28 protein-coding genes and 1 pseudogene are annotated in these 25,863 nt (G+C 66.3%); 10 read left to right on the top strand and 19 right to left on the bottom strand.

The window, feature by feature from the left end; genetic code table 11:
* Nucleotides 1–115 precede the first annotated feature (115 nt).
* The gene (gene yjgA, locus CFB89_RS04930) at nt 116–718 is read left to right on the top strand and encodes a ribosome biogenesis factor YjgA (RefSeq protein ID WP_277603196.1); all 603 of its coding nucleotides are present in this window, start codon (nt 116–118) and stop codon (nt 716–718) included.
* Nucleotides 702–1,310: a molybdopterin adenylyltransferase gene (gene mog / locus CFB89_RS04925; RefSeq protein ID WP_089466952.1), complete on the top strand. Its 609-nt coding sequence runs from the start codon at nt 702–704 to the stop codon at nt 1,308–1,310. The genes yjgA and mog overlap by 17 nt, the downstream gene beginning before the upstream one ends.
* A 34-nt stretch (nt 1,311–1,344) precedes the next feature.
* Here mog and orn read toward each other — a convergent pair whose 3' ends face one another.
* Entirely contained in the window at nt 1,345–1,965 is a 621-nt protein-coding gene (orn, locus tag CFB89_RS04920) for an oligoribonuclease (RefSeq protein WP_089466951.1), read from the bottom strand.
* Nucleotides 1,966–2,090: 125 nt separating this feature from the next.
* On the opposite strand from orn, the gene CFB89_RS04915 reads away from it, so the two are divergent.
* The 3 genes from CFB89_RS04915 to CFB89_RS04905 all read left to right on the top strand — a co-directional run bounded on the left by CFB89_RS04915 (nt 2,091) and on the right by CFB89_RS04905 (nt 4,670).
* Complete coding sequence (locus CFB89_RS04915) at nt 2,091–3,350, top strand: M48 family metallopeptidase (RefSeq protein WP_069621220.1); 1,260 nt, start codon at nt 2,091–2,093, stop codon at nt 3,348–3,350.
* Nucleotides 3,347–4,288: a ribosome small subunit-dependent GTPase A gene (gene rsgA / locus CFB89_RS04910; protein ID WP_089466950.1), complete on the top strand. Its 942-nt coding sequence runs from the start codon at nt 3,347–3,349 to the stop codon at nt 4,286–4,288. The genes CFB89_RS04915 and rsgA overlap by 4 nt, the downstream gene beginning before the upstream one ends.
* A 64-nt stretch (nt 4,289–4,352) precedes the next feature.
* The gene (locus tag CFB89_RS04905; protein ID WP_089466949.1) at nt 4,353–4,670 is read left to right on the top strand and encodes a putative signal transducing protein; all 318 of its coding nucleotides are present in this window, start codon (nt 4,353–4,355) and stop codon (nt 4,668–4,670) included.
* Between the two features lie 77 nt (nt 4,671–4,747).
* Here the strand turns inward: CFB89_RS04905 and CFB89_RS04900 are convergent.
* From CFB89_RS04900 to rpsP, 6 genes and pseudogenes are all read right to left on the bottom strand, one after another.
* Nucleotides 4,748–5,684 (bottom strand): annotated as a pseudogene (locus CFB89_RS04900) (CobD/CbiB family protein).
* A 120-nt stretch (nt 5,685–5,804) separates the two neighbouring features.
* Entirely contained in the window at nt 5,805–6,491 is a 687-nt protein-coding gene (locus CFB89_RS04895) for a CoA pyrophosphatase (RefSeq protein ID WP_089466948.1), read from the bottom strand.
* An 87-nt stretch (nt 6,492–6,578) separates the two neighbouring features.
* Entirely contained in the window at nt 6,579–6,971 is a 393-nt protein-coding gene (gene rplS, locus CFB89_RS04890; RefSeq protein ID WP_006486838.1) for a 50S ribosomal protein L19, read from the bottom strand.
* Nucleotides 6,972–7,104: 133 nt separating this feature from the next.
* Nucleotides 7,105–7,899: a tRNA (guanosine(37)-N1)-methyltransferase TrmD gene (gene trmD / locus CFB89_RS04885; RefSeq protein WP_006476548.1), complete on the bottom strand. Its 795-nt coding sequence runs from the start codon at nt 7,897–7,899 to the stop codon at nt 7,105–7,107.
* Between the two features lies 1 nt (nt 7,900).
* A complete protein-coding gene (gene rimM / locus CFB89_RS04880; protein ID WP_089466947.1) occupies nt 7,901–8,578 on the bottom strand; it encodes a ribosome maturation factor RimM in 678 nt (225 codons plus the stop codon).
* A gap of 42 nt (nt 8,579–8,620) precedes the next feature.
* Nucleotides 8,621–8,875, bottom strand: a complete 255-nt coding sequence (rpsP, locus tag CFB89_RS04875; RefSeq protein WP_006476550.1) for a 30S ribosomal protein S16 — start codon at nt 8,873–8,875, stop codon at nt 8,621–8,623.
* Between the two features lie 152 nt (nt 8,876–9,027).
* Between rpsP and CFB89_RS04870 the strand changes: the two genes are divergently transcribed.
* The gene (locus tag CFB89_RS04870) at nt 9,028–10,167 is read left to right on the top strand and encodes a sorbosone dehydrogenase family protein (RefSeq protein ID WP_089467909.1); all 1,140 of its coding nucleotides are present in this window, start codon (nt 9,028–9,030) and stop codon (nt 10,165–10,167) included.
* 109 nt (nt 10,168–10,276) lie between these two features.
* On the top strand, nt 10,277–10,744 hold the full coding sequence (locus tag CFB89_RS04865) for an NINE protein (RefSeq protein ID WP_023475835.1): 468 nt from the start codon (nt 10,277–10,279) through the stop codon (nt 10,742–10,744).
* A gap of 51 nt (nt 10,745–10,795) precedes the next feature.
* Here the strand turns inward: CFB89_RS04865 and CFB89_RS04860 are convergent, their stop codons facing one another.
* Both CFB89_RS04860 and CFB89_RS04855 read right to left on the bottom strand, forming a co-directional pair.
* On the bottom strand, nt 10,796–11,974 hold the full coding sequence (locus CFB89_RS04860; protein ID WP_089466946.1) for a PA0069 family radical SAM protein: 1,179 nt from the start codon (nt 11,972–11,974) through the stop codon (nt 10,796–10,798).
* A gap of 90 nt (nt 11,975–12,064) precedes the next feature.
* Nucleotides 12,065–12,553, bottom strand: a complete 489-nt coding sequence (locus CFB89_RS04855; RefSeq protein ID WP_012492860.1) for an Lrp/AsnC ligand binding domain-containing protein — start codon at nt 12,551–12,553, stop codon at nt 12,065–12,067.
* A 145-nt stretch (nt 12,554–12,698) separates the two neighbouring features.
* Here CFB89_RS04855 and CFB89_RS04850 point away from each other — a divergent pair, with 145 nt between their 5' ends.
* Nucleotides 12,699–13,985, top strand: coding sequence for a D-amino acid dehydrogenase (locus CFB89_RS04850; RefSeq protein WP_089466945.1), 1,287 nt, complete (start codon nt 12,699–12,701; stop codon nt 13,983–13,985).
* Between the two features lie 319 nt (nt 13,986–14,304).
* Here the strand turns inward: CFB89_RS04850 and CFB89_RS04845 are convergent, their stop codons facing one another.
* The 5 genes from CFB89_RS04845 to CFB89_RS04825 all read right to left on the bottom strand — a co-directional run bounded on the left by CFB89_RS04845 (nt 14,305) and on the right by CFB89_RS04825 (nt 18,735).
* Nucleotides 14,305–15,240 (bottom strand): electron transfer flavoprotein subunit alpha/FixB family protein, encoded by a 936-nt coding sequence (locus CFB89_RS04845; RefSeq protein ID WP_089466944.1) that lies wholly within the window; start codon nt 15,238–15,240, stop codon nt 14,305–14,307.
* Between the two features lie 16 nt (nt 15,241–15,256).
* Nucleotides 15,257–16,006 (bottom strand): electron transfer flavoprotein subunit beta/FixA family protein, encoded by a 750-nt coding sequence (locus tag CFB89_RS04840; protein ID WP_089466943.1) that lies wholly within the window; start codon nt 16,004–16,006, stop codon nt 15,257–15,259.
* 227 nt (nt 16,007–16,233) lie between these two features.
* Nucleotides 16,234–17,028 (bottom strand): MetQ/NlpA family ABC transporter substrate-binding protein, encoded by a 795-nt coding sequence (locus CFB89_RS04835; protein WP_089466942.1) that lies wholly within the window; start codon nt 17,026–17,028, stop codon nt 16,234–16,236.
* Between the two features lie 29 nt (nt 17,029–17,057).
* The gene (locus tag CFB89_RS04830) at nt 17,058–17,711 is read right to left on the bottom strand and encodes a methionine ABC transporter permease (RefSeq protein ID WP_006476559.1); all 654 of its coding nucleotides are present in this window, start codon (nt 17,709–17,711) and stop codon (nt 17,058–17,060) included.
* Nucleotides 17,701–18,735 carry a methionine ABC transporter ATP-binding protein gene (locus tag CFB89_RS04825; protein WP_089466941.1) on the bottom strand — a complete coding sequence of 345 codons (1,035 nt, stop codon included), beginning with the start codon at nt 18,733–18,735 and terminating at the stop codon, nt 17,701–17,703. The genes CFB89_RS04830 and CFB89_RS04825 overlap by 11 nt, the downstream gene beginning before the upstream one ends.
* Nucleotides 18,736–18,957: 222 nt before the next feature.
* On the opposite strand from CFB89_RS04825, the gene CFB89_RS04820 reads away from it, so the two are divergent.
* On the top strand, nt 18,958–19,875 hold the full coding sequence (locus CFB89_RS04820; RefSeq protein WP_089466940.1) for an alpha/beta hydrolase: 918 nt from the start codon (nt 18,958–18,960) through the stop codon (nt 19,873–19,875).
* Nucleotides 19,876–19,905: 30 nt separating this feature from the next.
* Here the strand turns inward: CFB89_RS04820 and CFB89_RS04815 are convergent, their stop codons facing one another.
* Nucleotides 19,906–20,829: a histone deacetylase family protein gene (locus tag CFB89_RS04815; protein WP_089466939.1), complete on the bottom strand. Its 924-nt coding sequence runs from the start codon at nt 20,827–20,829 to the stop codon at nt 19,906–19,908.
* 43 nt (nt 20,830–20,872) lie between these two features.
* On the opposite strand from CFB89_RS04815, the gene mltB reads away from it, so the two are divergent.
* Complete coding sequence (gene mltB / locus CFB89_RS04810) at nt 20,873–22,216, top strand: lytic murein transglycosylase B (RefSeq protein ID WP_179233375.1); 1,344 nt, start codon at nt 20,873–20,875, stop codon at nt 22,214–22,216.
* Nucleotides 22,217–22,303: 87 nt separating this feature from the next.
* Here mltB and cysM read toward each other — a convergent pair whose 3' ends face one another.
* The 4 genes from cysM to rfaE1 form a co-directional block, all read right to left on the bottom strand.
* Nucleotides 22,304–23,206: a cysteine synthase CysM gene (gene cysM, locus CFB89_RS04805; protein WP_089466938.1), complete on the bottom strand. Its 903-nt coding sequence runs from the start codon at nt 23,204–23,206 to the stop codon at nt 22,304–22,306.
* Nucleotides 23,207–23,427: 221 nt separating this feature from the next.
* Nucleotides 23,428–23,775 carry a helix-hairpin-helix domain-containing protein gene (locus CFB89_RS04800; protein WP_089466937.1) on the bottom strand — a complete coding sequence of 116 codons (348 nt, stop codon included), beginning with the start codon at nt 23,773–23,775 and terminating at the stop codon, nt 23,428–23,430.
* A gap of 74 nt (nt 23,776–23,849) precedes the next feature.
* Nucleotides 23,850–24,842, bottom strand: coding sequence for an ADP-glyceromanno-heptose 6-epimerase (gene rfaD, locus CFB89_RS04795; protein ID WP_089466936.1), 993 nt, complete (start codon nt 24,840–24,842; stop codon nt 23,850–23,852).
* Nucleotides 24,843–24,905: 63 nt separating this feature from the next.
* The gene (rfaE1, locus tag CFB89_RS04790) at nt 24,906–25,856 is read right to left on the bottom strand and encodes a D-glycero-beta-D-manno-heptose-7-phosphate kinase (RefSeq protein WP_089466935.1); all 951 of its coding nucleotides are present in this window, start codon (nt 25,854–25,856) and stop codon (nt 24,906–24,908) included.
* Between the last annotated feature and the right edge of the window lie 7 nt (nt 25,857–25,863).

Below are 25,863 nucleotides of genomic sequence, written 5' to 3'. Positions count from 1 at the left end.
CGGTGGCGGGCGGGCGCCCGCATGGTCAAAATGTTGCGTATCCCGCGATCATAGCAAGGTCCGGGGCCGCGCACAGACAAGCTTGGGGTGTCCGCGCCGCGATACAATGCGGCCCATGACACGCAAAACCCGAATCCAGCCGATCGAGCCTGTCGCCGAAGAAGACGACAACGGCTACGATCGCCCCAGCAAATCCCAGTTGAAGCGCGAAATGCACGAGTTGCAGGTGCTCGGCCAGGCGCTCGTCGATCTGCCGAAAGACGCACTGAAGCGCATGCCGATGCCTGAAAGCCTCGCGGACGCCGTGCGCGAGGCGCGCCGGATCACCGATCACGAAGGCAAGCGCCGCCAGCTCCAGTACGTCGGCCGCGTGATGCGCTCGCTGACCGACGACGAAACGGCCGCGCTGCGCACCGCGCTCGACGCGCAACGTGGCGTGAACAAGGCCGCCACCGCCCGCCTGCACTGGATCGAGCGCACGCGCGAGCAGCTGCTCGCGAGCGACGACGCGCTGACCGAATTCCTGCGCCAGCACCCCGACGCCGACATCCAGGAAGGCCGCACGCTGATCCGCAATGCCCGCAAGGAAGCGCAGCAAGGCAAGCCGCCGCGCTATTTCCGCGAGCTGTTCCAGTGGATCAAGGCGGCCGGCGGCGCGTCCGACAGCGACGACGAAGCGGCCGACGAGGCCGGAGACGACCATGACGACGAAGCGTAACCACCCGGACGAGCTCGTGGTCGGCCTCGTGTCGATCAGCGACCGCGCGAGTACGGGGGTCTACGAAGACAAGGGCATTCCGGCGCTGCAGGAATGGCTCGCCGGCACGCTGGTTTCGCCGTGGCGTGCCGAAACGCGCCTGATCCAGGACGACGCGCCGACGATCTCGGCCACGCTGACCGAACTCGTCGATGTCGCCGGCTGCGATCTCGTGCTGACGACGGGCGGCACGGGCCCCGCGCGTCGCGACGTGACGCCGGAAGCCACGCTGGCCGTGGCGACGAAGGAAATGCCGGGATTCGGCGAACAGATGCGGCAGATCAGCCTGAATTTCGTGCCGACCGCGATCCTGTCGCGGCAGATCGCGGTGATCCGCGAAACGGCCGACCATGCGGCGCTGATCATCAACCTGCCCGGCCAGCCGAAGTCGATCCGGGAAACGCTGGAAGGGCTGCGCGACGCCGACGGCAAGTCGACCGTGCCCGGCATCTTCGCCGCGGTGCCCTACTGCATCGACCTGATCGGCGGCCCGTATATCGAGACCGACGCCGCGGTGGTCGCGGCGTTCCGGCCGAAAAGCGCGCGGCGCTGAGCGTTTGCCGAGCGCCCCGCGCGTGCCGGCCCGCTCAGGCCGCCGGCACGGAATCGCCTGCCGGCGCCGACGCGGCCGGAATCAGGAAATGCTCGCGGTAGTACTTCAGCTCGTCGATCGACTCGTGGATGTCGGCCAGGGCCGTATGCATCGCCCGCTTCTGGAAACCCTTGTAGATGGCCGGCTGCCAGCGGCGGCACAGCTCCTTGAGCGTGCTGACGTCGAGGTTGCGGTAGTGGAAGAACCGCTCGAATTCCGGCATCCAGCGCGCCATGAAGCGGCGATCCTGGCAAATCGAGTTGCCGCACATCGGCGACTTGCCCGGCGACACGTACTGCGCGAGGAACGCCTGCAGTTGCGCGGCGGCTTGCGCCTCGGTCACGGTCGATGCGCGCACGCGGTCGATCAGCCCCGAGCGGCCGTGCGTCGACTTGTTCCAGTCGTCCATCTTCGCGAGCGTCTCGTCGCTCTGGTGAATCGCGAACACCGGGCCCTCGACGGCGACGTCGAGCGTGGAATTGGTCACGACGACCGCGATCTCGATGATGCGGTCGTTATCCGGGTCGAGGCCCGTCATCTCCATGTCGAGCCAGACGAGGTTCAACTCGTTGCGCACGAGCGCGGGCTGGCTGGCGGAAGCGGCGGTATCGGTCATGATTCATCCTGGAAAATAGCGAACCGAGCGCGCCGATGCGGCGCCGCCCAGGCGGCCGGCATCGCATCAGCGGGGCCGGTCCGCAAGAACATATAATTCTCGCATAGAACCCTTTGGCGCCTTCGATGTCACCCTTTTCGTTCACCCTGCTGTTCGCGATCGCCGTACTCGCGATGGTCGTCACCAAGCTGTGGCTCGCGTCGCGGCAGATTCGCTTCGTCGCCGCGCACCGCAACGGCGTGCCCGCGCAGTTCAGCGCCACCATCCCGCTGACCGCCCACCAGCGCGCGGCCGATTATACGGTCGAGCGCACCCGGCTGACGATGCTCGAGATCGTCGTCAGCGCGGCCGTGCTGGTCGGCCTCACGCTGCTCGGCGGCGTCGGCGCGCTCGACACGCTGCTGACCGGCTGGCTCGGCCGCGGCTACGGGCAGCAGGTCGCGCTCGTTGCCGCGGTGCTCGCGATCACGGGCGTGATCGACGTCCCGTTCGAGTATTACCGCCAGTTCGGGATCGAGCAGCGCTTCGGCTTCAACCGGATGACGAAGCGGCTGTTCTTCACCGACATGCTGAAAAACACGTTGCTCGGCGCCGTCCTCGGCCTGCCGCTGCTGTTCGTCGTGCTGTGGCTGATGAACCAGGCCGGCAACCTGTGGTGGCTGTGGACCTGGATCGTGTGGGTCGCGTTCCAGATGCTCGTGCTGCTGATCTACCCGACCTTCATCGCGCCGCTGTTCAACAAGTTCGAGCCGCTGAAGGACGACGCGCTGCGCGCGCGCATCGAGTCGCTGATGAAGCGCTGCGGCTTCGCAGCCAAGGGGCTGTTCGTGATGGACGGCAGCCGCCGCTCCGCGCACGGCAACGCGTATTTCACGGGCTTCGGCGCATCGAAGCGGATCGTGTTCTTCGACACGCTGCTCGCGCGCCTGTCCGGCCAGGAAATCGAGGCCGTGCTCGCGCACGAGCTCGGCCACTTCAAGCGCCGCCACGTGATGAAGCGGATGCTCGTGTCGTTCGTGCTGAGCCTCGTGCTGCTCGCGCTGCTCGGCTGGCTCGCGCAACGCACGTGGTTCTATACGGGGCTCGGCGTCACGCCGTCGCTCGACACCAGCAACGCGGGCGCCGCGCTCGTCCTGTTCTTCCTCGCGATTCCGGTGTTCCTGTTCTTCGCGACCCCGTTCAGCAGCCTCACGTCGCGCAAGCACGAATTCGAGGCCGACGCGTTCGCGGCCAGCCAGACCGATGCGCAGGATCTCGTCAGCGCGCTCGTGAAGCTCTATGAGGACAACGCGTCGACGCTGACGCCCGACCCCGTCTACACGGCCTTCTACTACTCGCATCCGCCCGCGTCGCAGCGGATCGACCGCCTGCTGCAGCACGCATGAGCCGGCCGACCTCCCGCCAGCCGGCCCCGCGCGCCTCGGGCGCGCAGCGGGCCGAAGGCCGCGTGATCGCGGCGCACGGCCGCCACTACATCGTCGCGCCCGACGACGGCGGGCCGATGCTGCAATGCTTCCCGCGCGGCAAGAAGAGCGACATCGCGGTCGGCGACCGCGTCGTGTACGAACTCGCATCGGCCGACCAGGGCGTGATCGTGGAAATCGGCGAACGGCGCAACCTGCTGTACCGCTCCGACCAGTTCAAGTCGAAGCTGTTCGCGGCGAACCTCGACCAGTTGCTGATCGTGCTCGCGACCGAGCCCTATTTCAGCGAGGATCTGCTCGGCCGCGCGCTGATCGCGGCCGAGGCGAACGAGCTGAAGCCGCTCGTCGTGCTCAACAAGATCGACGTCGAGGCCGCGCTGCCGGTTGCGCGCGAGCGTCTCGCGCCGTACCGCGCGCTCGGCTACGACGTGCTCGAGCTCTCCGTGAAAGGTGCGCCGGACGACGCGTGCGCGCAGTTGATGCCGCACCTCGCCGGGCATTCGACGATCCTGCTCGGCCAGTCCGGGATGGGCAAATCGACGCTCGTGAACCTGCTCGTGCCCGACGCCGAAGCCGCGACCCGCGAGATTTCGGCTGCGCTCAACAGCGGCCGCCACACGACCACGTTCACGCGCCTGTACCCGCTGGAAGGCGGCGGTGCGCTGATCGATTCGCCGGGCTTCCAGGAATTCGGCCTCTACCACCTGACCGAAGGCCGCCTCGAACGCGCGTTTCCGGAATTCCGGCCGCTGCTCGCGGACTGCCGTTTCTATAATTGCCATCATCTGCACGAGCCCGGCTGCGCGATCCTCGAAGCCGTCGCCGACGGCCGCATCGCGCCGTCCCGGCACGCGCTGTACGCGCAGCTCGTGCACGAGGCAAGCCAGATCGTGCGCTGATCGCGCGACGTATGCGACGGCCGGCCGCCGCCAGCCGGGCCGGCCTTCATCGACAGGAGCCGCGATGCGTTTCAAGGCACCCGACCTCGCGACCGCACAGCATTGGGCCAACGTGCTCCAGGTGGCCGGCATCGGCTGCGAGCTGCACAACTGCTACGCGACCGGCGCGCTCGGCGGCCTGCCCGCCGATGCGTGCACGCCCGAACTGTGGCTGAACGACGAACGCGATGATGCGCTCGCCCGTCGGCTCCTCGACGCCGCGTCGCACGGCCCGTCGGCCGGCGCGGCACCTTGGTGCTGCCGGCAGTGCGGCGAAGCGCTGGAAGCGCAATTCACCGCGTGTTGGCAATGCGGCGCCGTGCGCGATCCACTCGACGACTGAACGCACCGCGCCGACGCACAGCGAAAAGGCCGGCATCGAGCCGGCCTTTTCATTTCATCGGGCGCTGGGTTAGCACGTCACGATACCCAGACGGCCAGCGTCAGCATCAACAGCAGGATCATCCACAAGATCACCGCACGCCATACGAGGCCGACCGCCGACTGCAGCGTGCGCGGCGTGCAATCGTCACCGACCGTCAACGGACCGCTGTCGCCGACCGCCAGCGCATCGAGGCTCGACGGTTCCGCGAGCGGCCCCGCGAGACGCGCGCCGAGCGCACCGCTGCCCGCGGCCAGCAATACGCCGTCGTTCGGGTCGGGCCACTGGCGCGTATGGTTGCGCCACGCATAGATCGCATCCTCGAAATTGCCGACGATCGCGAAGCCGAGCGCCGTCAGTCGGGACGGAATCCAGTCGATCACGAAGAACGCGCGCTGCGCGAACGTCGAGAACGCGGCCGTGCGGTCGTCGCCCGGCGTCGACCAGCTGCGCGCGAGGTATTCGGAAATCCGGTACAGCACGGCGCCGGCCGGGCCGATCGGCAGCACGTACCAGAAGAACACGCCGAACACGTGCCGATGCGACGCGACGACCGCGTGGATCAGCGTATGGCGGACGATTTCGCCGACCGGCATGTCGACCGTGTCGATGCCCGTCCACTCGTGCAGGATTTCGCGCGCGCGGCACGTCGTCGTTGTTGAGCGCGAGATGGATATCGGTGAAGTAGTGGCTGAACTGGCGGAAGCCGAGCGTGAAATACACGACGGCGACGTTCCACAGGAACGCGAGCACGAAACTCACCTTGTACAGCAGGAAATAGATCAGCGCGACGATCAGCACCCACGGCAGCACGACCGCAAGCCATGCGAGGATCCCGTGCTTCTGCTTGCCGGCGTCGAGGCCATGCGCGACGGTTTCCGCATGAAACTGGAACAGTGCGAACACCGGATTGCTCGGCGACAACGCGCGGACCTGTTCGATGATGAGAGCGAGGAGAACCGAAAAGAAAGTCATGCGTGGCGCCGTCTTCGGAGTTATGTCATTTTTTGCATAACGATAGCACAGCGTCAGCCGCGCATGGCTGCCGGCGCGGTCGCCGCGCGGGCGCTCGCGCGCACCGGCCGGCGCGCCCGCCTACCCGGCGGCCAAGAAGCGATACAGATTGCGAAACATGGCGGCAGTTGCGCCCCAGATGAAGTAATGCCCGTCCGATTCGTCGTTCGGGTAGGGCATGGCAAAAAAACGACGCTCGCCGCCTTCCCACCGGAACACGCGAACCTGATGGTTCGCGGGATTCATCACGAACGCGAGCGGCACTTCGAAAATCTCGGCGACTTCGAACGTGTCGGCCTGCACGGTGAACGGCGGATGCACGAGGCCGACGATCGGCGTCACGCAGAAACCCGTGCCGGTCAGGTAGTCGGGCAACGCACCGAGAATCTCGACGCGTTCGGCGGCCAGCCCGATCTCCTCCTTCGCCTCGCGCAAAGCGGTGGCGGTCGCATCGCGGTCGAACGGCTCGCGACGGCCGCCGGGAAAACTGATTTGCCCGGCGTGGTCGTTCAGGTGATCGGCGCGCTGCGTCAGCAGGACGGTGAGGCCCGACTCGCGGACGACGAGCGGCATGAGGACGGCGGCGCTGCGTGGATCGACGCCTTCCTGCAACTTCGCTTCGCCGGGCTCGACGCTCCATTCGAGCGTGCGCGCGAAACGTTCGCGCAGGCCGGACGGCGTCATCAGCCCGGAATCGATGACAGGCAGGCCGGCGCCGGTGCCTTCGACCGGCAATACTTCGGGATCGATGATGGGGCGGCGATTCAATGGGGCTCTCGGGTTCGTGTCGTATCGAGCATATTGTCGCGCCAGAATGAAAAAAGCACCCGGTTGGGTGCTTTTTCCTTACAGCTCTTACTCTTGGGAAGCTGCTGCGGCGCGATCCTTCGACACCAGCTTTTCCTTGATACGAGCCGACTTGCCCGAACGCTCGCGCAGGTAGTACAGCTTCGCACGACGCACATCACCGCGACGCTTCACGACGATGCTTGCCAGCAGCGGCGAGTACGTCTGGAACGTACGCTCGACGCCTTCGCCCGACGAGATCTTGCGGACGATGAAGTTCGAGTTCAGACCACGATTGCGAATCGCGATCACGACGCCTTCGTAAGCCTGAACGCGCTTGCGGTTACCTTCAACCACGTTCACGTTCACGATCACCGTGTCGCCCGGGGCGAAATCGGGGATGGTCTTGCCGGCGAGCGCGCGCTCGATTTCTTCCTGCTCAAGTTTTGCGATCAGATTCATTACTGACTCCTTATGCCATCGTGTCGGCGTTCACACCCGCCTGCTTCCAGGCTTGGCCCCGATAGAGGATGGATTCACATCAGGCGCCGCACACGCATGTGCGGCACCGCCAATTCCCGCTCGCGCAGCCGCCTCAGGAGGCGTCCTTCGCTTCGCGTGCGAGGTTCGCGAGCCACGCCTCGTCGGCGCGGCTCAGCAACTTCTCGCGGCGCGCCCGGACGATCAGGTCCGGCCGCTTCCGCAACGTATTCCTCAATGCTTCCTGACGCCGCCACTTCTCGATCTCGGCATGATGCCCGCCGAGCAGCACGTCCGGTACGCGCACACCGTCGTATTCCTCGGGACGCGTGTAGTGCGGACAATCGAGCAGGCCGTCCGCGAAGCTGTCCTGCACGGCCGACAGCGAATCGTTCAGCACGCCGGGCAGCAACCGCACGACGGCATCCATCATCGCCATCGCCGGCAATTCACCGCCCGACAGCACGAAATCGCCGAGGCTGATTTCCTCGTCGACGCAACGATCGAGCAGGCGCTGGTCGATCGCTTCGTAGCGACCGCACAGCACGACGACGCCGGGTTCCTGCGCCATTCGCACCGCCCGATCGTGCGTGAGCGGCGCGCCTTGCGGCGACATCATCACGACGCGCGTGCTCGCGATGCCCTGCTCCGCCTGCGCCGCTTTCGCGGCGTCGATCGCGGCTTCGAGCGGCCTGGCCAGCATCACCATGCCCGGACCGCCGCCGTACGGACGATCGTCGACCGTGCGATAGTTGTCCGTCGTGAAATCACGCGGGTTCCAGGTGCGCAACCCGAAGCGCCCCTGCTTCACGGCCCGGCTGGTGATCCCCCAGTCGGTCAGTGCACGGAACATCTCGGGAAAGAGCGTGACGACGTCGAACTGCACCGCGCTCTCGGTAACCTGGTTCATTTCAGTAATCGGCTTCCCAGTCGACGACGATGCGACGCGCCGCCTGATCCACCGTTTTGACGTAGACGCCGACGAACGGAATCAACCGCTCGTCGATGGTCGGCTGACCGTCTTTGCCGGTTGCCGGATACTCGACACGCATGATCGAATGCACGCCGTTGTCGATCATCCCGCTCACCTTCCCGAGCGCCACCGATTGCTCGTTGACGACCTCGAGGCCGATCAGGTCGACCCAATAGAATTCGTCCGCGGCCAGTGCCGGGAAATCTTCCCGGCGCACGAACACGCGAAAGCCGCGCATGGACAGCGCAGCATCGCGGTCGCTGACGCCCGCGGGTTGCGCAACGACAGTGTCGCTGTGCGTCTTCGACTGCATGATGCGGACGGAAAGCCGCTCCGCACCGCGTTCCAGCCACCAGCGACGCGCGTTGAGCAGCGCGTCGCCACCGCGACCGGCATCGGCATGCGTCGCCACCTTGACCCAGCCCTTCAGGCCGTAGGCGTCGACCACCGCTCCGACCTCGACGGCATCGTCGGGCCAGGCTTGCGTCGCTTCGGGACTGCCTCGTTCGGCAGCCTGACCGGCGTTCGCGACCGCGTCGCGCTCGACCGGCTTGCGGACGAATGCGCCGAATGACGCACGCCCGCGCCTTGCATTACCGGAATCGTGACCCGCCATCAATGCACCTCACAGCCGGCACGACCGGCACACCGTGCCATGTCAGGCAGCCGGTTGCGCCTTTTGCGCTTCCTTCACGAGACGCTGGACGGTCGGCGACAGTTGCGCGCCAACGCCTTGCCAGTACGTCAGGCGATCCTGAGCGATACGCAGCGATTCGCCCTTCGTGGCGACCGGGTTGTAGAAGCCGACGCGCTCGATGAAGCGGCCGTCACGACGGTTGCGCGAATCGGTAGCAACGATGTTGTAGAACGGGCGCTTCTTCGAGCCGCCGCGAGCCAGACGGATGATAACCATATGATGTCCTTCGGGAAAACCGGGTTCGAAACTACTGAAACACGCGATTATAGCCGGAAACCAGAGGTACAACAAACACTTACGCGTAAAAATCCGCGGACGGCCCGTGCGCCGGGCATACAATCGTCGTATCCAGGATGCTCCCGACCGTCATGCCATCCCTTCGCGCCGCCCCGATGCGCCGCGTGCAGCACCCGTTCGCGGCGCTGCTTGCCGGCCTTGCCTGCCTCGCGTGCGCCCCGGCGTTTGCCGCGCCGTTGCCGGTGAACGAACTCGTCCTTCCGCCCGGCTTCCATGTGGACGTGCTGACCGACGCCGTACCGGCCGCACGGGAAATGGCGTGGTCGCCGCGCGGCATCCTGTATGTCGGCACGCGGGAGGGCCGCGTCCATGCGCTGGTCATGCACGAGGGCCGGATCAGCGCACGCTATGTCATCGCGTCGGGACTCGACATGCCCGTCGGCGTGGCCTACCGCGGCGGCTCCCTTTATATATCCGCCGTGTCGCGCATCCTGCGCCTCGACCATATCGACGACCGGCTCGCGAAACCGCCCGCGCCCGTCGTCGTGACCGACGCCCTGCCGACCGATCACCATCACGGCTGGAAATTCATCGCGTTCGGCCCCGACGGCAAGCTGTACGTGCCGATCGGCGCGCCGTGCAACGTCTGCCTCGCCGATCGCAGCCGCTACGCGATCATCGCGCGGATGAACCCCGACGGCAGCGAACGTGAAGTGTTCGCTCGCGGCATACGCAATACGGTCGGCTTTGCATGGCACCCCGAGTCGGGCGAGCTGTGGTTCACCGACAACGGGCGCGACCTGATGGGCGACGACGTACCGGACGACAAGCTGAACCGCGCGCCGCGCGCCGGCCTCGACTTCGGTTTTCCATACTGCCACGGCGGCGATACGCCCGATCCCGAATTCGGCAGCGCCGACGCGTGCCGACGTTATGTGCCGCCGGTCCTGAAACTCGGCGCGCACGTCGCGGCGCTCGGAATGCGCTTCTATACCGGGCCGATGTTTCCGGCGTCGTATCGCAACAATGTCTTCATCGCCGAACACGGCTCGTGGAACCGCCGCACGAAAGTCGGCTACCGCGTGATGCGCGTGGTCGTCTCGGCGGACGGCAGCCACGCACGACAGACACCGTTCATCACGGGCTGGCTGCGACCCGACGGCACGGCATGGGGACGCCCGGCCGATGTATTGCCGCTGCCGGACGGCTCGCTGCTCGTCAGCGACGATTACGCGGGCGCGATCTACCGCGTGACGTATGCGGCACCCTGACGCACGCGAGGGGTGACCGGCCACGACCGGGCATCGTAGAATGCGTGCCGGGCCGCGCGCCCGCGCCGGCCTGCCGGCCGCCCATGCCAACGACACTACGCCGCCATCCATGTCCAGCAGCACCGCATCGCCCCGCCGCTTCCGCTCCAAGACGCTCACCGCCGCCCTCGCGTTCCTGCTCGGGTCGATCGGTGCGCATCGCTTCTATCTGTACGGCTTTCGCGACGTATACGGCTGGGCCCACCTGCTCGCGACGATCGTCGGCATCCCGGGCTTCCTGCTGCTTGCCGCAACCCAGCGCAGCGCCGGCCTCGGCTGGTGGCTCGCGGTGCCCGGTGCAATCTCGCTGCTGGCGGCGTTCCTTGCCGCACTCGTCTACGGGCTGCGCCCCGATGAAAAATGGGATGCGCAATTCAACGCCGACACCGGCAAGCACAGCCAGTCGGGCTGGACCGTGATCTTCGTCGTGATCTTCTCGCTGTTGATCGGCGCGTTCCTGTTGATGACCGCCCTCGCGCTGTCGTTCCAGACGTACTTCGAATCGCAGGTCGAAGCAGCCAAGCAGATTTCGCAGTAAGCACGACCAATACGGTCGATACGGCCCACCGACGGCTGCGTTGGTCGCCGGTCAGAACAGGTTCAACTGCATGTCGTCGCGCGACTTCGCGCCGGCTGCACGAACCGCGACGCGCGGCGCCGGCACCTCGGCGCCAGACGCAGCGCGGAACCGCGACAGATCGAGGATGCCGTTCGTACGCTCGTTCAACCCGAGCCGCTTGACGGCCTGGCGGAAGCGCTGCCGCAACAGGTCGGCCCAGATCCCCTCGCCCTTCATCCGTTTCGAGAAATCCGAGTCGTAATCCTTGCCGCCGCGCATGTCGCGCACACGGTTCATCACGCGCTCCGCACGATCGGGAAAATGCGCGGCAAGCCACTGCTTGAACAACGGCGCGACCTCCCACGGCAATCTCAGGATGATGTAGCTCGCGTGCGTCGCACCGGCTTCCGCGCAGGCTTCGAGCACGCGCTCCATGTCGGGCTCGGTCACGAACGGAATCACCGGCGCAATGCTCACGCCGACCGGCACGCCCGCATCGCACAGCGCACGGATTGTGCGCAACCGCCGCGCCGGCGTGGCCGCGCGCGGCTCGAGCGTGCGCGCGAGTTCGGCATCGAGCGTCGTGATCGTGACCGCCGCCATCACCTGCCCGCGTTCGGCCATTGGCGCGAGCAGGTCGAGATCGCGCTCGATCAGCGATGACTTCGTGATCGCCGCGAACGGCAGCCCGCGGTCGTGCATCACCTGGATCACGCTGCGCGTGATGCGCAGGTCGCGCTCGACCGGCTGGTACGCGTCGGTGTTGACGCCGAGCGCGATCGGCTCCGGCACGTAGCGCTTGCGCGAAATCTCGCGCTCGAGCAGTTCGGCTGCGTTGACCTTCGCGTAGATGCGGCTTTCGAAATCGAGACCCGGCGACAGCCCGAGGTAGCTGTGCGTCGGCCGCGCGAAGCAGTAGATGCAGCCGTGCTCGCAGCCGCGATACGGATTGAGCGACACGCTGAACGGAATATCGGGCGACTGGTTGTGCGTCAGGATGCTCTTCGCCCGTTCCTCGAAGACCTGCGTGCGCAGCGGCGCGGAGAAATCGGCATCGTCGGACTCGTGCGTCCAGCCGTCGTCCACCGCTTCGCGCTGCGCGATTTCATACCGCCCCTGCAGGTTGTCGACCGCACCGCGCCCCTTGCGGGGCACGGGCGGCGCTATCGGAAATTCGTTGTCGGACCGATCGTCCATGTGCCCACCCATTCGCCTGCGCCCAATACTGTACATTTATACAGTATTGGGCGCAGCATGCCAAGCACGGGATAAAGGGCCGGACGACGGGCCGCGGGCACGTCACTCGCCGACGGCGATCGTCAGCGTTTCCTTGATTTCTTCCATCACGACATAGCTCTTCGACTGCACGGCGCCCGGCAACTGCAGCAGGATGTCGCCGAGCAGCTTCCGGTAGTCGGCCATCTCGCCGATCCGCGCCTTGATCAGGTAGTCGAAATCGCCGGAGACGAGGTGGCATTCGAGCACCTCGTCGATCTTCATCACTTCCCGGCGGAATTGCTCGAACATGTTGCCGCCCTTGTGGCCGAGCGTGATCTCGACGAAAACCAGCAGCGCGGCCCCCAATTGGCCCGGGTCGACTCGCGCGTGATAGCCGGTGATCACGCCGTCGCGCTCCATGCGCCGCACGCGCTCGATGCACGGCGTGACGGTCAATCCGACCTGTTCCGCGAGGTCTTTCATCGCCATCCGGCCGTCGTCCTGGAGCAGTTTCAGGATGCGCCGGTCGAGCTTGTCGAGCGAGCGTACGGGCTGACGTTGCGTTCTCATTTGTTTATGCTGAAAACCAGAAAAATACAATAACAAAAACTGCACATTCGACAATACCATAGCGCAAAAAACTAGATCAGCTAGAGGTTACACGGAGCCGCAGGTGCGTCCGGCCTCGACCTGGTTCCTTCCATCTGGAGCAGCTATGCGAGTCGTCATTCTGGGCAGCGGTGTCGTGGGCGTGGCAAGCGCGTATTACCTTGCGCGCGCCGGTCATGAAGTCACGGTGATCGACCGGGAAGCCGGCCCGGCGCTGGAGACGAGCTTCGCGAACGCAGGCCAGATCTCGCCCGGCTATGCGGCACCGTGGGCCGCGCCCGGCGTGCCGCTGAAGGCCGTCAAATGGATGTTCGAAAAGCATGCGCCGCTCGCGATCCGCCTCGACGGCACGCGCTTCCAGCTCCAGTGGATGGTTCAGATGCTGCGCAACTGCACGGCCGAGCGCTATGCAGTCAACAAGGGCCGGATGGTCCGTCTCGCCGAATACAGCCGCGACTGCCTGCAGGCGCTGCGCGCCGATACCGGCATCGAATACGAAGGCCGCACGGGTGGCACGCTGCAATTGTTCCGCACGCAGCAGCAGCTCGACGGCGCGGCGAAGGACATCGCCGTGCTGCAGGAAGCGAACGTGCCGTTCGAACTGCTGTCGCCGGCCGAACTGAAGCATGCCGAACCGGCGCTCGCGGCCGTCTCGCACAAGCTGACGGGCGGCCTGCGCCTGCCGGGCGACGAAACCGGCGATTGCCAGCTGTTCACGACGCGCCTCGCCGCGCTCGCCGAATCGCTCGGCGTCAAGTTCCGCTACAACACGCCGATCGACGCGCTCGCGATCGCGGGCGGCAAGATCGCCGGCGTGCAGTGCGGCAGCGAGACGGTGCGTGCCGACGCGTACGTCGTCGCGCTCGGCTCGTACTCGACGAATTTCATCTCGAACCTGATGAAGATTCCGGTCTATCCGCTCAAGGGTTATTCGATCACCGCGCCGATCGTCAACGAAGCCGCCGCGCCCGTATCGACCGTGCTCGACGAGACCTACAAGATCGCGATCACGCGCTTCGACCAGCGCATCCGCGTCGGCGGCATGGCGGAAATCGTCGGCTTCGACAAGACGCTGCGCGCGGCGCGCCGCGAAACGCTCGAGATGTGCGTGAACGACCTGTTCCCGGGCGGCGGCGACACGTCGACGGCCACGTTCTGGACGGGCCTGCGCCCGATGACGCCGGACGGCACGCCGATCGTCGGCCGCACGCCGGTGTCGAACCTGTTCCTGAACACCGGCCACGGCACGCTCGGATGGACGATGTCGTGCGGCTCGGGTCAACTGCTCGCGGACCTGATCTCGGGCAAGATGCCCGCGATCCAGGCCGACGACCTGTCGGTGCATCGTTACCTGAAGGACGTGCCCGGTCGGACCCGCCCGGCCTACGCGTAAACCGGCACGGCCCGCGGCGATGCGGGCCCGTTGCATCAACGAGAAAGGCGTCCGAGGGCGCTTTCCTCGTTTCGGCGGCTGCGGCTGCGGAGTGGCGACCCGGCACGAGGCTTCGGGCGACGGGCGCATGCGCTCATCGCCCGTCGAACGAATCGACGTTGCCGGTCGCGTACGCGACGACATGTTCCGCCCGCCACGGTACGAGCGCGAATCGTCTGGACGAACGACACCCGCTCCTCATTCGGCGACGACACAACGAAAAAGGGGCGCTCGTCGCGCCCCTCTTCTCGTGTGCTTACCGCTGAAGCGTCACACCGCGTCAGCCGAGTTCGGTCACGAGCTCCGGCACGAGCGAGAACAGATCGCCGACGAGGCCGTAATCGGCCACGCTGAAGATCGGCGCTTCCGGATCCTTGTTGATCGCGACGATCACCTTCGAATCCTTCATGCCGGCCAGATGCTGGATCGCACCCGAGATGCCGACCGCGATGTACAGCTGCGGCGCGACGATCTTGCCGGTCTGGCCGACCTGGTAGTCGTTCGGCACGTAGCCGGCATCGACCGCCGCGCGCGATGCGCCGAGCGCTGCCGACAGCTTGTCGGCCAGCGGCTCCAGCACCTTCGTGTAGTTCTCGCCGCTGCCCAGGCCGCGGCCGCCCGACACGATGATGCTCGCCGACGTCAGTTCCGGACGGTCCAGCTTCGTCACTTCGCGGCTCACGAACTGCGACTTGCCGGCGTCCGCCGCTGCTTCGAGCTTGTCGACCGATGCGCTGCCGCCTTCCGCCGCCACCGGATCGAAACCCGTTGCACGCACCGTGATGACCTTGATCGGGTCGCTCGACTGCACCGTCGCGATCGCATTGCCCGCGTAGATCGGGCGCTCGAACGTATCGGCCGAATCGACTGCCGTGATGTCCGAGATCTGCGCGACGTCCAGCTTCGCGGCGATGCGCGGCGCGATGTTCTTGCCGTACGCGGTGGCCGGCGCGAGGATGTGCGAGTAGTCCTTCGCGATGTTCAGCGCGGTCGCTTCGACGTTTTCCGCGAGGCCTTCGGCCAGTTGCGGCGCGTCGGCCAGCAGCACCTTCGAAACACCTGCGATTTTTGCCGCCGCATCGGCCGCCGCTTGCGCGTTGTGGCCCGCGACCAGCACGTGGATGTCGCCGCCGATCTTCGCGGCCGCCGCCACCGTGTTCAGCGTCGCGGCCTTGATCGACGCGTTGTCGTGTTCTGCAATCACCAGAATCGTCATTTCTTTGCGCTCCCTCTTACAGCACCTTGGCTTCGGTCTTCAGCTTCTCGACCAGCGTCTTCACGTCCGGCACCTTCACGCCGGCCGCGCGCTTCGGCGGCTCGACCACCTTCAGCGTCTTCAGGCGCGGCGCGACGTCCACACCGAGGTCTTCCGGCTTCACGGTTTCCAGCGACTTCTTCTTCGCCTTCATGATGTTCGGCAGCGTCACGTAGCGCGGCTCGTTCAGGCGCAGGTCGGTCGTGACCACCGCCGGCAGCGTCAGCGACAGCGTTTCCGCGCCGCCGTCGACTTCGCGTGCCACCGTTGCCTTGCCGTCGGCCACCGTCACCTTCGACGCGAACGTCGCTTGCGGGAGACCTGCCAGCGCGGCCAGCATCTGGCCCGTCTGGTTCGAATCGTCGTCGATCGCCTGCTTGCCGAGGATCACCAGTTGCGGCTGTTCCTTGTCGACCAGTGCTTTCAGGATTTTCGCGACGGCCAGCGGCTCGACGCTGTCGTTCGACTCGACGAGGATCGCGCGATCCGCGCCGATCGCCAGCGCCGTGCGCAGCGTTTCCTGCGCTTGCGTCACGCCCACCGACACCGCGATCACTTCGGTCGCCACGCCCGCTTCCTTGAGGCGCACCGCTTCTTCCACCGCGATTTCGTCGAACGGGTTCATCGACATCTTCACGTTCGCGATGTCGACGCCCGTGTTGTCCGACTTCACGCGGACCTTCACGTTGTAATCGACCACTCTTTTCACTGGCACCAGGATTTTCATGCACACGCTCCAAAGTTACGAATACGACCAGAGGCCATTTTATAGCGAGGCCTCGTGACTGCGCGGCCGGGCGGACCCAACCATGATGGTTGTCGAGGATACCGCTTCTTGGCGACGCGCCAATGATAGCGAACGGTCGTTCTATTTTAAAAGAGAAAAAACCCGGACGCAAAGCCCGGGTTTTCGATCATCGACTCTAATCCCGCCGGGCGTGCGTGCTCTGCCCGTTACCAGGCGGCAATGACCGCGCCGCCGAACTTGCCTTCGATGAACTGCTTCACGTCGGCCGAGTGGTACGCCGCGATCAGCTTCGCGACCCACGGCTTGTTCCGGTCCGCCTCGCGGATCGCGAGGACGTTCGCGTACGGGCCGTTCGGGCCCTCGATCGCGATCGCGTCCTGTTTCGGTTTCAACCCCGCTTCCATCGCGTAATTGGTGTTGATCGCGGCCGCGTCGACGTCGCCGAGCGAACGCGGAATTTGCGCGGCGTCGAGCTCGACGATCTTCAGCTTGCGTGGATTGTCGACGATATCGAGCGGCGTCGCCTTCAGCCCGGCATCCGCGCGCAGCTTCAGCAGCCCCTGCTTCTGCAGCAACAGCAGCGCGCGGCCGCCGTTGGTCGGATCGTTCGGCACCGCGACGCGCGCGCCCGGCTTCAGTTCGGCCAGCGACTTCACGCGCTTCGAATAGATGCCCATCGGGAACGTGACGGTGTCCGCGACCTTGATCAGCTTGTAGCCGCGATCCTTCACCTGCGCCTGCAGATACGGATCGTGCTGGTAGCTGTTCGCGTCGAGATCGCCCGACGCGAGCGCGGCGTTCGGCTGCACGTAATCGGAGAATTCGACGATGCGAATCTCCAGGCCGTCCTTCGACGCGACCTTCTTCACCACTTCCATGATCTGCGCGTGCGGGCCGCCCGTCACGCCGACCTTGATGGTTTCGGCCTGCGCATGCGCACCCGCGAACAGCGCGGCCGCGCCCAGCGCCGCCGCGAATTTCAGCATGAAGCGTCGTTGCATCGTTTCTCCCCTGTCGAATCGGTCGGGTCTTATTTGTGGCTCAGCCGGCGCACCAGCCAGTCGCCGAACGATTGCACGATCTGCACGAACACGATCAGGATCGCGACGACCGTCCACATCACTTCCGGCAGATAGCGCTGGTAACCGTAGCGGATCCCGAGATCGCCGAGCCCGCCGCCGCCGATCGCGCCCGCCATCGCCGAATAGCCGACCAGCGACACGAACGTGATCGTCAGGCCCGCGACGATGCCCGGCAGCGATTCGGGCAACAGCACCTTGAAGACGATTTGCGACGTGGTCGCGCCCATCGATTGCGCGGCCTCGATCAGCCCGCGGTCGACTTCGCGCAGCGCCGTCTCGACGAGACGCGCGATGAACGGCGCGGACGCGAGCGTCAGCGGCACGACCGCCGCGGCCGTGCCGATCGACGAGCCCGTGACGAGCCGCGTGAACGGAATCACCGCGACCAGCAGGATGATGAACGGCGTCGAGCGGACCGCGTTCACGATGCCGCCCAGCACGCGGTTCACCGCGAGATTCTGCAGCACGCCCTGGCGGTCGGTCAGGTAGAGCAGCACGCCGAGCGGCAGGCCGACGAGCGCACCGACCGCCCCGGAGATGCCGACCATGATCAGCGTCTCCCAGAACGACTGCACGAACATATCGAACATCTCACTCAACATACGAAAGCTCCTCTACCACCACACCTTGCTCGCGCAGGAACGCGAGCGCCTGCCCGACCTTGCCCGGCTCGCCGCCCGCGAGCACCGCGAGCGAACCGAATGCCTGCCCCTGGATCTCGTCGATCTGGCCGTGCAGGATATTGAAATCGAGTTCGTACCGGCGGATCGTCTCCGACAGGATCGGCTGGTCGACCCCCGAGCCCGTGAACGCGAGCCGCAGCAGATGCCCGCTGCCCGTCTTCAGCCGCTCGGCCACGCGCGCCTTCAGCGCGGGCGGCAGTTCCTGCGCGATCACGTCGCCGATCAGCGCGCGCGTCACTTCATGATGCGGCTGCAGGAACACGTCGATCACGCGGCCTTCCTCGACCACGCGACCCGCATCGAGCACCGCGACGCGATCGCAGACCTGCTTGATCACTTCCATCTGGTGCGTGATCAGCACGATCGTCAGGCCGAGCTCGCGGTTGATGCGCTTCAACAGATCGAGGATCGAACGCGTGGTTTCGGGGTCGAGCGCGGACGTCGCTTCGTCCGACAGCAGCACCTTCGGCTGGCTCGCCAGCGCACGGGCGATGCCGACGCGCTGCTTCTGCCCGCCGCTGATCTGCGACGGATAGCGGTCCTTCTGCGCGGACAGCCCGACCAGGTCGAGCAGCGGCAGCACCGCGGCCTCGATGTCGGCACGGCTCGCGCCGGCCAGCTCGAGCGGCAGCGCGACGTTGTCGAACACCGTGCGCGACGACAGCAGGTTGAAGTGCTGGAAGATCATGCCGATCTCGCGGCGCGCTTCGCGCAGCGCGCCGGCCGACAGCAGCGTGAGATCGCGCCCGCCGACGACGACATTGCCTTCGGTCGGCCGCGTCAGCAGGTTGATGGTACGCACGAGCGTGCTCTTGCCGGCGCCGCTTCGTCCGATGATGCCGAACACCTCGCCTTGCGGGATCGTCAGGTTGACGTTGTGCAACGCTTCGACCCAGCCGCCCGGGCCAGCGAAACGCTGCGAGAGATTGCGTAATTCGATCATGTAAAAAACAAAACGGCGGCCGGCCGGCGAGTGGGCCCGCCAGTCGGCCGCCGATGCATCTGGAATAGCCGGCGATTTTACCGCAAACCCCTCATTCCCCTTAATAATCGATTTCGATCTTTTCATAACCAGACGAAATTAGAGGAGCGCGGCTGGGCTCGCGCCGGAAGGCCGCGACTATGATCGCGAAACGCACATGCCAACGAACAGGAGACACGCCCGATGAGCACCCCCACCACGCCGGCCACCGCATCCGCCGCCACCGGGTCGGCGCCTTCGGCGCCCGCGCCGCGCATGGGCCGGCTGCGTACCGCGGACGGGCTCGAACTGGCGTCGTACCGCTGGCCGGCCGGCGACGGCACCGCGCCGCCGCGCGCGACGATCGCGCTGGTGCACGGCCTCGCCGAACACGCGGGCCGCTATGCCGCGCTCGCCGGCCGGCTGAACGCAGTGGGCATCGACGTGCTGGCGATCGATCTGCGCGGGCATGGCCAGTCGCCCGGCAAGCGCGTGTGGGTCGAGCGTTTCGACGGCTACCTGAACGATGCGGACGCGCTGGTCGCCGAAGCCGCGCGCGGCGATGCGCCGCTGTTCCTGATGGGGCACAGCATGGGCGGCGCGGTCGCGACGCTCTACGCGATCGAACGCGCCACGGCCCGCGGCCACGCGCTGGCGGGCCTCGTGCTGTCGAGCCCGGCGCTTGCGCCCGGGCGCGACGTGCCGCGCTGGATGCTCGCGCTCAGCCGCGTCATCAGCCGTGTGTGGCCCACTTTCCCCGCGATCAGGATCGATGCGGCCCTGCTGTCGCGCGATCCGGCCATCGTCGCGGCCAATCGCGCCGATCCGCTCGTGCATCACGGCACGGTGCCCGCACGCACCGGCGCGGAGATTCTCGACGCGATGGCGCGCATCGAAACCGGCCGCGGCGCGCTGCGCGTGCCGGTGCTCGTCTATCACGGCACCGAGGACAAGCTGACCGAACCCGACGGCAGCCGCGCGTTCGGCGCGCACGTCGGCTCGCCCGATCGTACGCTGACGCTGTACGAAGGCGGCTTCCACGAAACGATGAACGATCTCGAACGCGACCGCGTGATCGACGCGCTGATCGCGTGGATTCACGCGCGCGCGCCGGCGCGCTGAGCGCACCCGGCCCGGCCGGCCGAGCGGGAATCAGATCCCGGCGAGCACGCGCAGGTGCGCGACGACGCTGCGGCCGAGCGCGGACAGGTTGTAACCGCCCTCGAGGCAGCTGACGATACGGCCCTGCGCATGTCGGCGCGCGACGTCGACGATCCGCGCGGTCAGCCATTCGAAGTCGGCTTCGACGAGGCCGAGATTGCCGATGTCGTCCTCGCGATGCGCGTCGAAGCCGGCCGACACGAACAGCATCTGCGGCTTGAACGCGTCGAGGCGCGGCAGCCACAGCATGTCGACGGCTTCGCGGATCGCCATCCCGTTGCTGCGTGCGGGCATCGGCAGGTTGACCATGTTCGGCGCCTGATGATCGACGCCCGAGAACGGATACAGCGGATGCTGGAAGAAGCTGCACATCAGCACGCGTTCGTCGTTCGCGAACGCCGCCTCGGTGCCGTTGCCGTGGTGCACGTCGAAATCGATGATCGCGACACGCTCGATGCCGTGTACGTCGAGTGCGTGCCGCGCGGCGATCGCGACGTTGTTGAAGAAGCAGAAGCCCATCGCACGCGCCGGCTCCGCATGATGACCGGGCGGGCGGACGCCGCAGAACGCATTCGCGTAGCGGCCTTCGATCACCGCGTCGGTCGCCGCGATCGCGGCGCCGGCCGCGCGCAGTGCCGCGCGCCACGTGTCGCGATTCATCAGCGTATCGGGATCGATCTCGACGTAGCCGTCGACCGGCGTCATGCTGCGGATGTAGTCGATGTGCGCCTGCGTATGCACGCGGCCCAGCGCGACCTCGCTCGCGAACGGCGCGGTTTCGTGCACGATCAGGTCGTCGATACGGCTCGCGATCAGTTGATCCTGGATCGCCGACAGGCGGGCCGGACATTCCGGATGCCATTCCCCCATTTCGTGCAGCATGCAGTCGGGGTGCGTATAGAAAGCGGTTGCCATAAGCTGTCATCCGCGGCGCGCGGTGCGTCGCAGGTCTCCCTCAATGATGTCCATCGTCTGCCGCGAATTCGCCGCTAACTTACCACAACGGGGGCCGGCTTCGGCCCGGCGCGCCGGATGCGTCGGGTATACTGCGCCGAACACCATCGCCCTGCCCGCCCGCTTCGACATGAATTCCAGCAAGCCTGCCGCCCTTCTCTCCGCGCTGTTCCGTGTCCGCGCTCCGCTCGTCGCCGCTGCCGTCGCCGCTGCCCTCGGCACCGCGCCTGCCGTCGCGCAGACGCAGCCGGCGAAGCCCGCCGGCATGCTCGTCGCCCAGTCGCAGCCGCAGCAGCCGACCCCGCAAGGCCAGACCTTCGAAGAGGAAATCGTTCCGCAGCGTTACGCGAACAACGCGAAGGTCGACGCGTTCATCGACGAGATGGTGAGCCGCAACGGCTTCGATTCGGCGAGCCTGCATGCGCTGTTTTCGCGCATCAGCTATTCGGCGACGGCCGTCAAGCTCGTGAAGCCGGCCCCGACGCCCTCGGTGAAGAACTGGCGCGTCTATCGCTCGCGCTTCATCGAGCCGATCCGCATCAATGCGGGGGTGAAGTTCTGGAAGGCGAACCAGGCGACGCTGCAGCGCGCGTCCGAGCAGTTCGGCGTGCCGCCCGAGGTGATCGTCGGCATCATCGGCGTCGAAACCATCTATGGCCGCTACATGGGCAATTTCCGTGTGCTGGACGCGCTGACGACGCTCACGTTCGACTACCCGGACACGCCGAATCGCGACAGCCGCCAGGCCACGTTCCGCAAGAACCTCGAAGACTTCCTCGTCTGGACCCGCGACAACCAGCTCGACCCGACCACCGTGCTCGGTTCGTACACCGGCGCGATCGGGATTCCGCAGTTCCTGCCGAGCAGCATCCGGGAATATGCGGTCGACTTCGACGGCTCGGGCCACGTCGATCTGCGCAGCAGTCCTGTCGATGCGATCGGCAGCGTCGCGAACTACCTGAAACAGCACGGCTGGGAAACCGACCGCCCGGTGGTCTGGCAGATCACGCCCGACACGGGCAGCCTGGGCATCGCACAGGCCGCCGCCGACGGCCAGCCCGAACCGCACTGGGCGCTGTCGCAACTGCTGCGCGCGGGCATGACGCTGAACGAGCCGACGGTCAACATCACGACCGAAGCCGGCACGCCGGTGACCGTGGTCGACCTGCCGACGCCGGGGCGCGCGACCGAATACATGCTCGGCCTGAAGAACTTCTACGTGCTGACGCGCTACAACCGCAGTTTCTTCTACGCACTCACCGTGTACCAGCTCGGCGAAGCCGTGAAAGCGCAGATGGAAGCGAGCGGCGCGCTGCAACCCACCGCTGACGACGCGCAGCCGCAGTAATCACCGGCCACGCCCAAAGCAAAAGCGCCGCAGTTCATAGAACGCGGCGCTTTTTTCATCGATGCGCGAATCGCGCACCCCTGTCGCTCACGCGGGAAACACGCCCGTGGACAGGTAGCGGTCGCCGCGATCGCAGACGATGAACACGATCGTCGCATTCTCGACCTGGCGCGCGATGCGCATCGCGACTTCGCATGCGCCGCCCGACGAAATGCCCGCGAAGATGCCTTCGACCGCCGCGAGCCGGCGCGTCATCGTTTCCGACGCTGCCTGGCTCACGCTCTCGACGCGGTCGACGCGGCTGCGATCGAAGATGGTCGGCATGTACGCTTCCGGCCACTTGCGGATGCCCGGGATACGCGAGCCGTCTTCCGGCTGCGCACCAACAATCTCGATCGCCGGATTCCGTTCCTTCAGGTAACGCGACGTGCCCATGATCGTACCCGTCGTGCCCATCGCGGACACGAAGTGCGTGATACGCCCTTCGGTATCGCGCCAGATCTCCGGCCCCGTTGCTTCGTAGTGCGCGACGGGATTGTCGGGGTTGCCGAACTGGTCGAGGATCACGCCCTTGCCTTCGCGCTGCATCTGCTCCGCGAGGTCGCGCGCCAGTTCCATCCCGCCCTTCACCGGCGTCAGGATGATTTCGGCGCCGTACGCCGCCATGCTCTGGCGGCGCTCGACCGACAGATCCTCCGGCATGATCAGCACCATCTTGTAGCCGCGGATCGCCGCGGCCATCGCGAGCGCGATGCCCGTGTTGCCGCTCGTCGCCTCGATCAGCGTATCGCCCGGCTTGATGCGGCCACGCGCCTCGGCCTTGCTGATCATCGACAGCGCCGGGCGATCCTTCACGGAACCGGCCGGATTGTTGCCCTCGAGCTTCGCGAGCAGCACGTTGTTGCGCGCGCGAATCTCGTCGTCCGGCAGGCGGACCAGTTGCACGAGCGGCGTATTGCCGATCGTGTCTTCGATAGTTTTGTAAGCCATGGATATACCGTGAGTGCGAGGCCGATCAATCGATCGATTGTAAACCAGCACCGGCACCCGCGCCGGCAACCCCATTGCGACGATGGAATACGCGTGCCGCGCGGTTCGCGGTTCGCGTTTCGCCGCGCACGTGGTCCCACGCAAAAAACCCGCGGCATGCCGCGGGAAGCCGTCGCAACGACGGCGACTGAAGGAGCCCTGTGTCGGGTACGCGCGACCCGTTATTTCTGCGCGGTGCGGGCCGGTGCGGCGGCAGGCTTCGCTGCCGCCGGTTTGGTTGCGGCCGACGGCGTGGCACCCGGACTGGCCACCGCACCGATCGTCAACCCTTCCTGCTGAAGCCGCTCGACGGTATGCCCGCCCATGCCCTTCACGCGCGCGGCGAGATCGTCCGCATTCCTGAACGGACCGCGCGCGCCGCGCTCGTCGAGAATCGCCTTCGCCCGCGCCGGCCCGATGCCCTTGATGCCGACGAGCGCGTCCTCGTTCGCGGTGTTGACGTCGACGGCCGCCCACGCCGACGCCACTGCGCCGAGCATGACCGCTGCGGCAAACCATTTCCTGATCATGTGCTGGATCTCCGAAGAAAAACGGCCGGCGGCTGCCGACCGTGAGACCCAGTCTATCGATGCAACGCGCCGGTTTAAACCTGGCCGGATAGCCAACGCACGTAGCGGTCGACGCCTTCCTGCACGGTCAGGAACGGTGCGTCGTAGCCGGCCGCGCGCAGTTTCGTCTGGTCCGCCTGCGTGAAGCACTGGTACTTGCCGCGCAGCGCATCGGGAAACGGCACGTACTCGATCAAGCCCTGCTCGACCTGTTGCGCGAGCGTCAGCGGCGGCTGGTTGTCGAGCGCGCGCAGCGTGTTCACGACCGTCGACGCGATATCGTTGAACGGCTGCGCCCGGCCCGTGCCGAGGTTGAAGATGCCCGACTTCTCCGGATGATCGAAGAAGAACAGGTTCACCTTGGTCACGTCCTCGACCGACACGAAATCGCGCGTCTGTTCGCCCGGCGCATATCCGTTGTACTCGCCGAACAGCTTCACCTTGCCTTCCGCGCGGAACTGGTTGAAGTTGTGGAACGCGACCGACGCCATGCGGCCCTTGTGCGTCTCGCGCGGGCCGTACACGTTGAAATAGCGGAAGCCCGCGATCTGGCTCGTCGCGCTCGGCAGCACGCGTCGGATCACCTGGTCGAACAGGAACTTCGAGTAGCCGTACACGTTCAGCGGCGCCTCGACGTCGCGCTCCTCGACGAAGCGCGTCGAGCCGCCGTAGATCGCGGCCGACGATGCATACAGGAACTGCGTGCCCTGCGCGAGGCAGGTATCGAGCACCGCGCGGCTGTAGCGGAAGTTGTTGTCCATCATGTAGCGGCCGTCGGTTTCCATCGTGTCCGAACAGGCGCCTTCATGAAATACCGCGCGTACCTTGCCGAAATCGCCGCGCGCGAAGCGTTCGACGAATTCGGTCTTGTCGAGATAGTCGTCGATCTCGCAGTCGACGAGATTGCGGAACTTGTCCGCGCGCGTCAGATTGTCGACCGCGATGATGCGCGTCTCGCCGCGCGCGTTGAGCGCCTTGACGATGTTCGCGCCGATAAAACCGGCTGCGCCGGTGACGATGAGGGTCATGATCGTCCTGCCTGAAAAGTGCGAGCCATTCGCGCGGCGCGCTCGTCGCGCCGCCGAATGCGCTCAGTGAAACAGTTCGTCGTAGTCCACCGTGGCCGTGCCGAGCTTGCCGACCACGATGCCTGCCGCGCGATTCGCGAGCACCACGGCGTCGACGAGCGGCACACCGGCGCCGAGCATCGTCGCGACCGTCGCGATCACGGTGTCGCCCGCGCCCGACACGTCGAACACTTCGCGTGCGAGCGCCGGCGCATGCAGTTCGCCGCCCGCGGAAAAGAGCGTCATGCCCTCTTCCGAACGCGTGAGCAGCAGCGCGTCGATGCCGAGATCCGCACGCAGAGTCGCGACGCGTGCGCGCAGGTCGTCTTCCGATTTCCACTGCCCGACCACCTCGCGCAATTCCGCGCGATTCGGCGTGATCAGCGAGGCGCCGCGATAGCGTGCCCAGTCGTCGCCCTTCGGATCGACCAGCACCGCCTTGCCGGCCGCACGCGCCTTCTCGATCATCGTCGTGACGTGCGTGAGGCCGCCTTTGGCGTAATCCGACATCAGCACGACGTCGTGCTGCGGCAGCAGCGCATCGAAGCGCGCGAGCCCCGCGAGCAGCACCTCGTGCGTCGGCATCGCCTCGAAGTCCACGCGCAGCAGTTGCTGCTGGCGGGCGAGCACGCGCAGCTTGATCGTGGTCGGCAACGCCGGATCGCGCTCGAGATGCGGCGTCACGCCGCTGCTGCCGAGCAGCTCGACGATCCGCTCGCCGGGTTCGTCGCAACCGACGACGCACAGCAGCCCGGCCTGGCCGCCGAGCGTCACGGCATTGCGCGCGACGTTGGCCGCGCCGCCGAGCCGTTCTTCCTGACGCTGCACGTGCACGACCGGCACCGGCGCTTCAGGCGAAATGCGATCGACGTTGCCGAACCAGTAGCGGTCGAGCATCACGTCGCCGACGACGAGCACACGCGAACGCGCGAGTTGCTCGCGCGGCACCGGAACGACTTCGCGAAGAGTATTCATCGTACGT

The sequence above is a fragment of the Burkholderia sp. AU16741 genome (assembly GCF_002223345.1).
Lineage (GTDB): Bacteria > Pseudomonadota > Gammaproteobacteria > Burkholderiales > Burkholderiaceae > Burkholderia > Burkholderia sola.
This window is presented reverse-complemented; position numbering and strand designations above follow the sequence as displayed.

Coding starts and splice junctions, on each gene's coding strand:
- rsgA (WP_089466950.1), top strand. CDS start 3,347: ATGAGCCGGCCGACCTCCCGCCAGCCGGCCCCGCGCGCCTCGGGCGCG.
- CFB89_RS04830 (WP_006476559.1), bottom strand. CDS start 17,711: ATGTTGAGTGAGATGTTCGATATGTTCGTGCAGTCGTTCTGGGAGACG.
- yjgA (WP_277603196.1), top strand. CDS start 116: ATGACACGCAAAACCCGAATCCAGCCGATCGAGCCTGTCGCCGAAGAA.
- CFB89_RS04840 (WP_089466943.1), bottom strand. CDS start 16,006: ATGAAAATCCTGGTGCCAGTGAAAAGAGTGGTCGATTACAACGTGAAG.
- rimM (WP_089466947.1), bottom strand. CDS start 8,578: ATGGCGGGTCACGATTCCGGTAATGCAAGGCGCGGGCGTGCGTCATTC.
- CFB89_RS04850 (WP_089466945.1), top strand. CDS start 12,699: ATGCGAGTCGTCATTCTGGGCAGCGGTGTCGTGGGCGTGGCAAGCGCG.
- CFB89_RS04820 (WP_089466940.1), top strand. CDS start 18,958: ATGAGCACCCCCACCACGCCGGCCACCGCATCCGCCGCCACCGGGTCG.
- rfaE1 (WP_089466935.1), bottom strand. CDS start 25,856: ATGAATACTCTTCGCGAAGTCGTTCCGGTGCCGCGCGAGCAACTCGCG.
- CFB89_RS04915 (WP_069621220.1), top strand. CDS start 2,091: ATGTCACCCTTTTCGTTCACCCTGCTGTTCGCGATCGCCGTACTCGCG.
- trmD (WP_006476548.1), bottom strand. CDS start 7,899: ATGAACCAGGTTACCGAGAGCGCGGTGCAGTTCGACGTCGTCACGCTC.
- CFB89_RS04815 (WP_089466939.1), bottom strand. CDS start 20,829: ATGGCAACCGCTTTCTATACGCACCCCGACTGCATGCTGCACGAAATG.
- CFB89_RS04845 (WP_089466944.1), bottom strand. CDS start 15,240: ATGACGATTCTGGTGATTGCAGAACACGACAACGCGTCGATCAAGGCC.
- orn (WP_089466951.1), bottom strand. CDS start 1,965: ATGACCGATACCGCCGCTTCCGCCAGCCAGCCCGCGCTCGTGCGCAAC.
- CFB89_RS04865 (WP_023475835.1), top strand. CDS start 10,277: ATGTCCAGCAGCACCGCATCGCCCCGCCGCTTCCGCTCCAAGACGCTC.
- CFB89_RS04905 (WP_089466949.1), top strand. CDS start 4,353: ATGCGTTTCAAGGCACCCGACCTCGCGACCGCACAGCATTGGGCCAAC.
- CFB89_RS04870 (WP_089467909.1), top strand. CDS start 9,028: ATGCCATCCCTTCGCGCCGCCCCGATGCGCCGCGTGCAGCACCCGTTC.
- mltB (WP_179233375.1), top strand. CDS start 20,873: ATGATGTCCATCGTCTGCCGCGAATTCGCCGCTAACTTACCACAACGG.
- mog (WP_089466952.1), top strand. CDS start 702: ATGACGACGAAGCGTAACCACCCGGACGAGCTCGTGGTCGGCCTCGTG.
- CFB89_RS04835 (WP_089466942.1), bottom strand. CDS start 17,028: ATGCAACGACGCTTCATGCTGAAATTCGCGGCGGCGCTGGGCGCGGCC.
- CFB89_RS04855 (WP_012492860.1), bottom strand. CDS start 12,553: ATGAGAACGCAACGTCAGCCCGTACGCTCGCTCGACAAGCTCGACCGG.
- cysM (WP_089466938.1), bottom strand. CDS start 23,206: ATGGCTTACAAAACTATCGAAGACACGATCGGCAATACGCCGCTCGTG.
- rpsP (WP_006476550.1), bottom strand. CDS start 8,875: ATGGTTATCATCCGTCTGGCTCGCGGCGGCTCGAAGAAGCGCCCGTTC.
- CFB89_RS04825 (WP_089466941.1), bottom strand. CDS start 18,735: ATGATCGAATTACGCAATCTCTCGCAGCGTTTCGCTGGCCCGGGCGGC.
- rplS (WP_006486838.1), bottom strand. CDS start 6,971: ATGAATCTGATCGCAAAACTTGAGCAGGAAGAAATCGAGCGCGCGCTC.
- rfaD (WP_089466936.1), bottom strand. CDS start 24,842: ATGACCCTCATCGTCACCGGCGCAGCCGGTTTTATCGGCGCGAACATC.
- CFB89_RS04860 (WP_089466946.1), bottom strand. CDS start 11,974: ATGGGTGGGCACATGGACGATCGGTCCGACAACGAATTTCCGATAGCG.
- CFB89_RS04800 (WP_089466937.1), bottom strand. CDS start 23,775: ATGATCAGGAAATGGTTTGCCGCAGCGGTCATGCTCGGCGCAGTGGCG.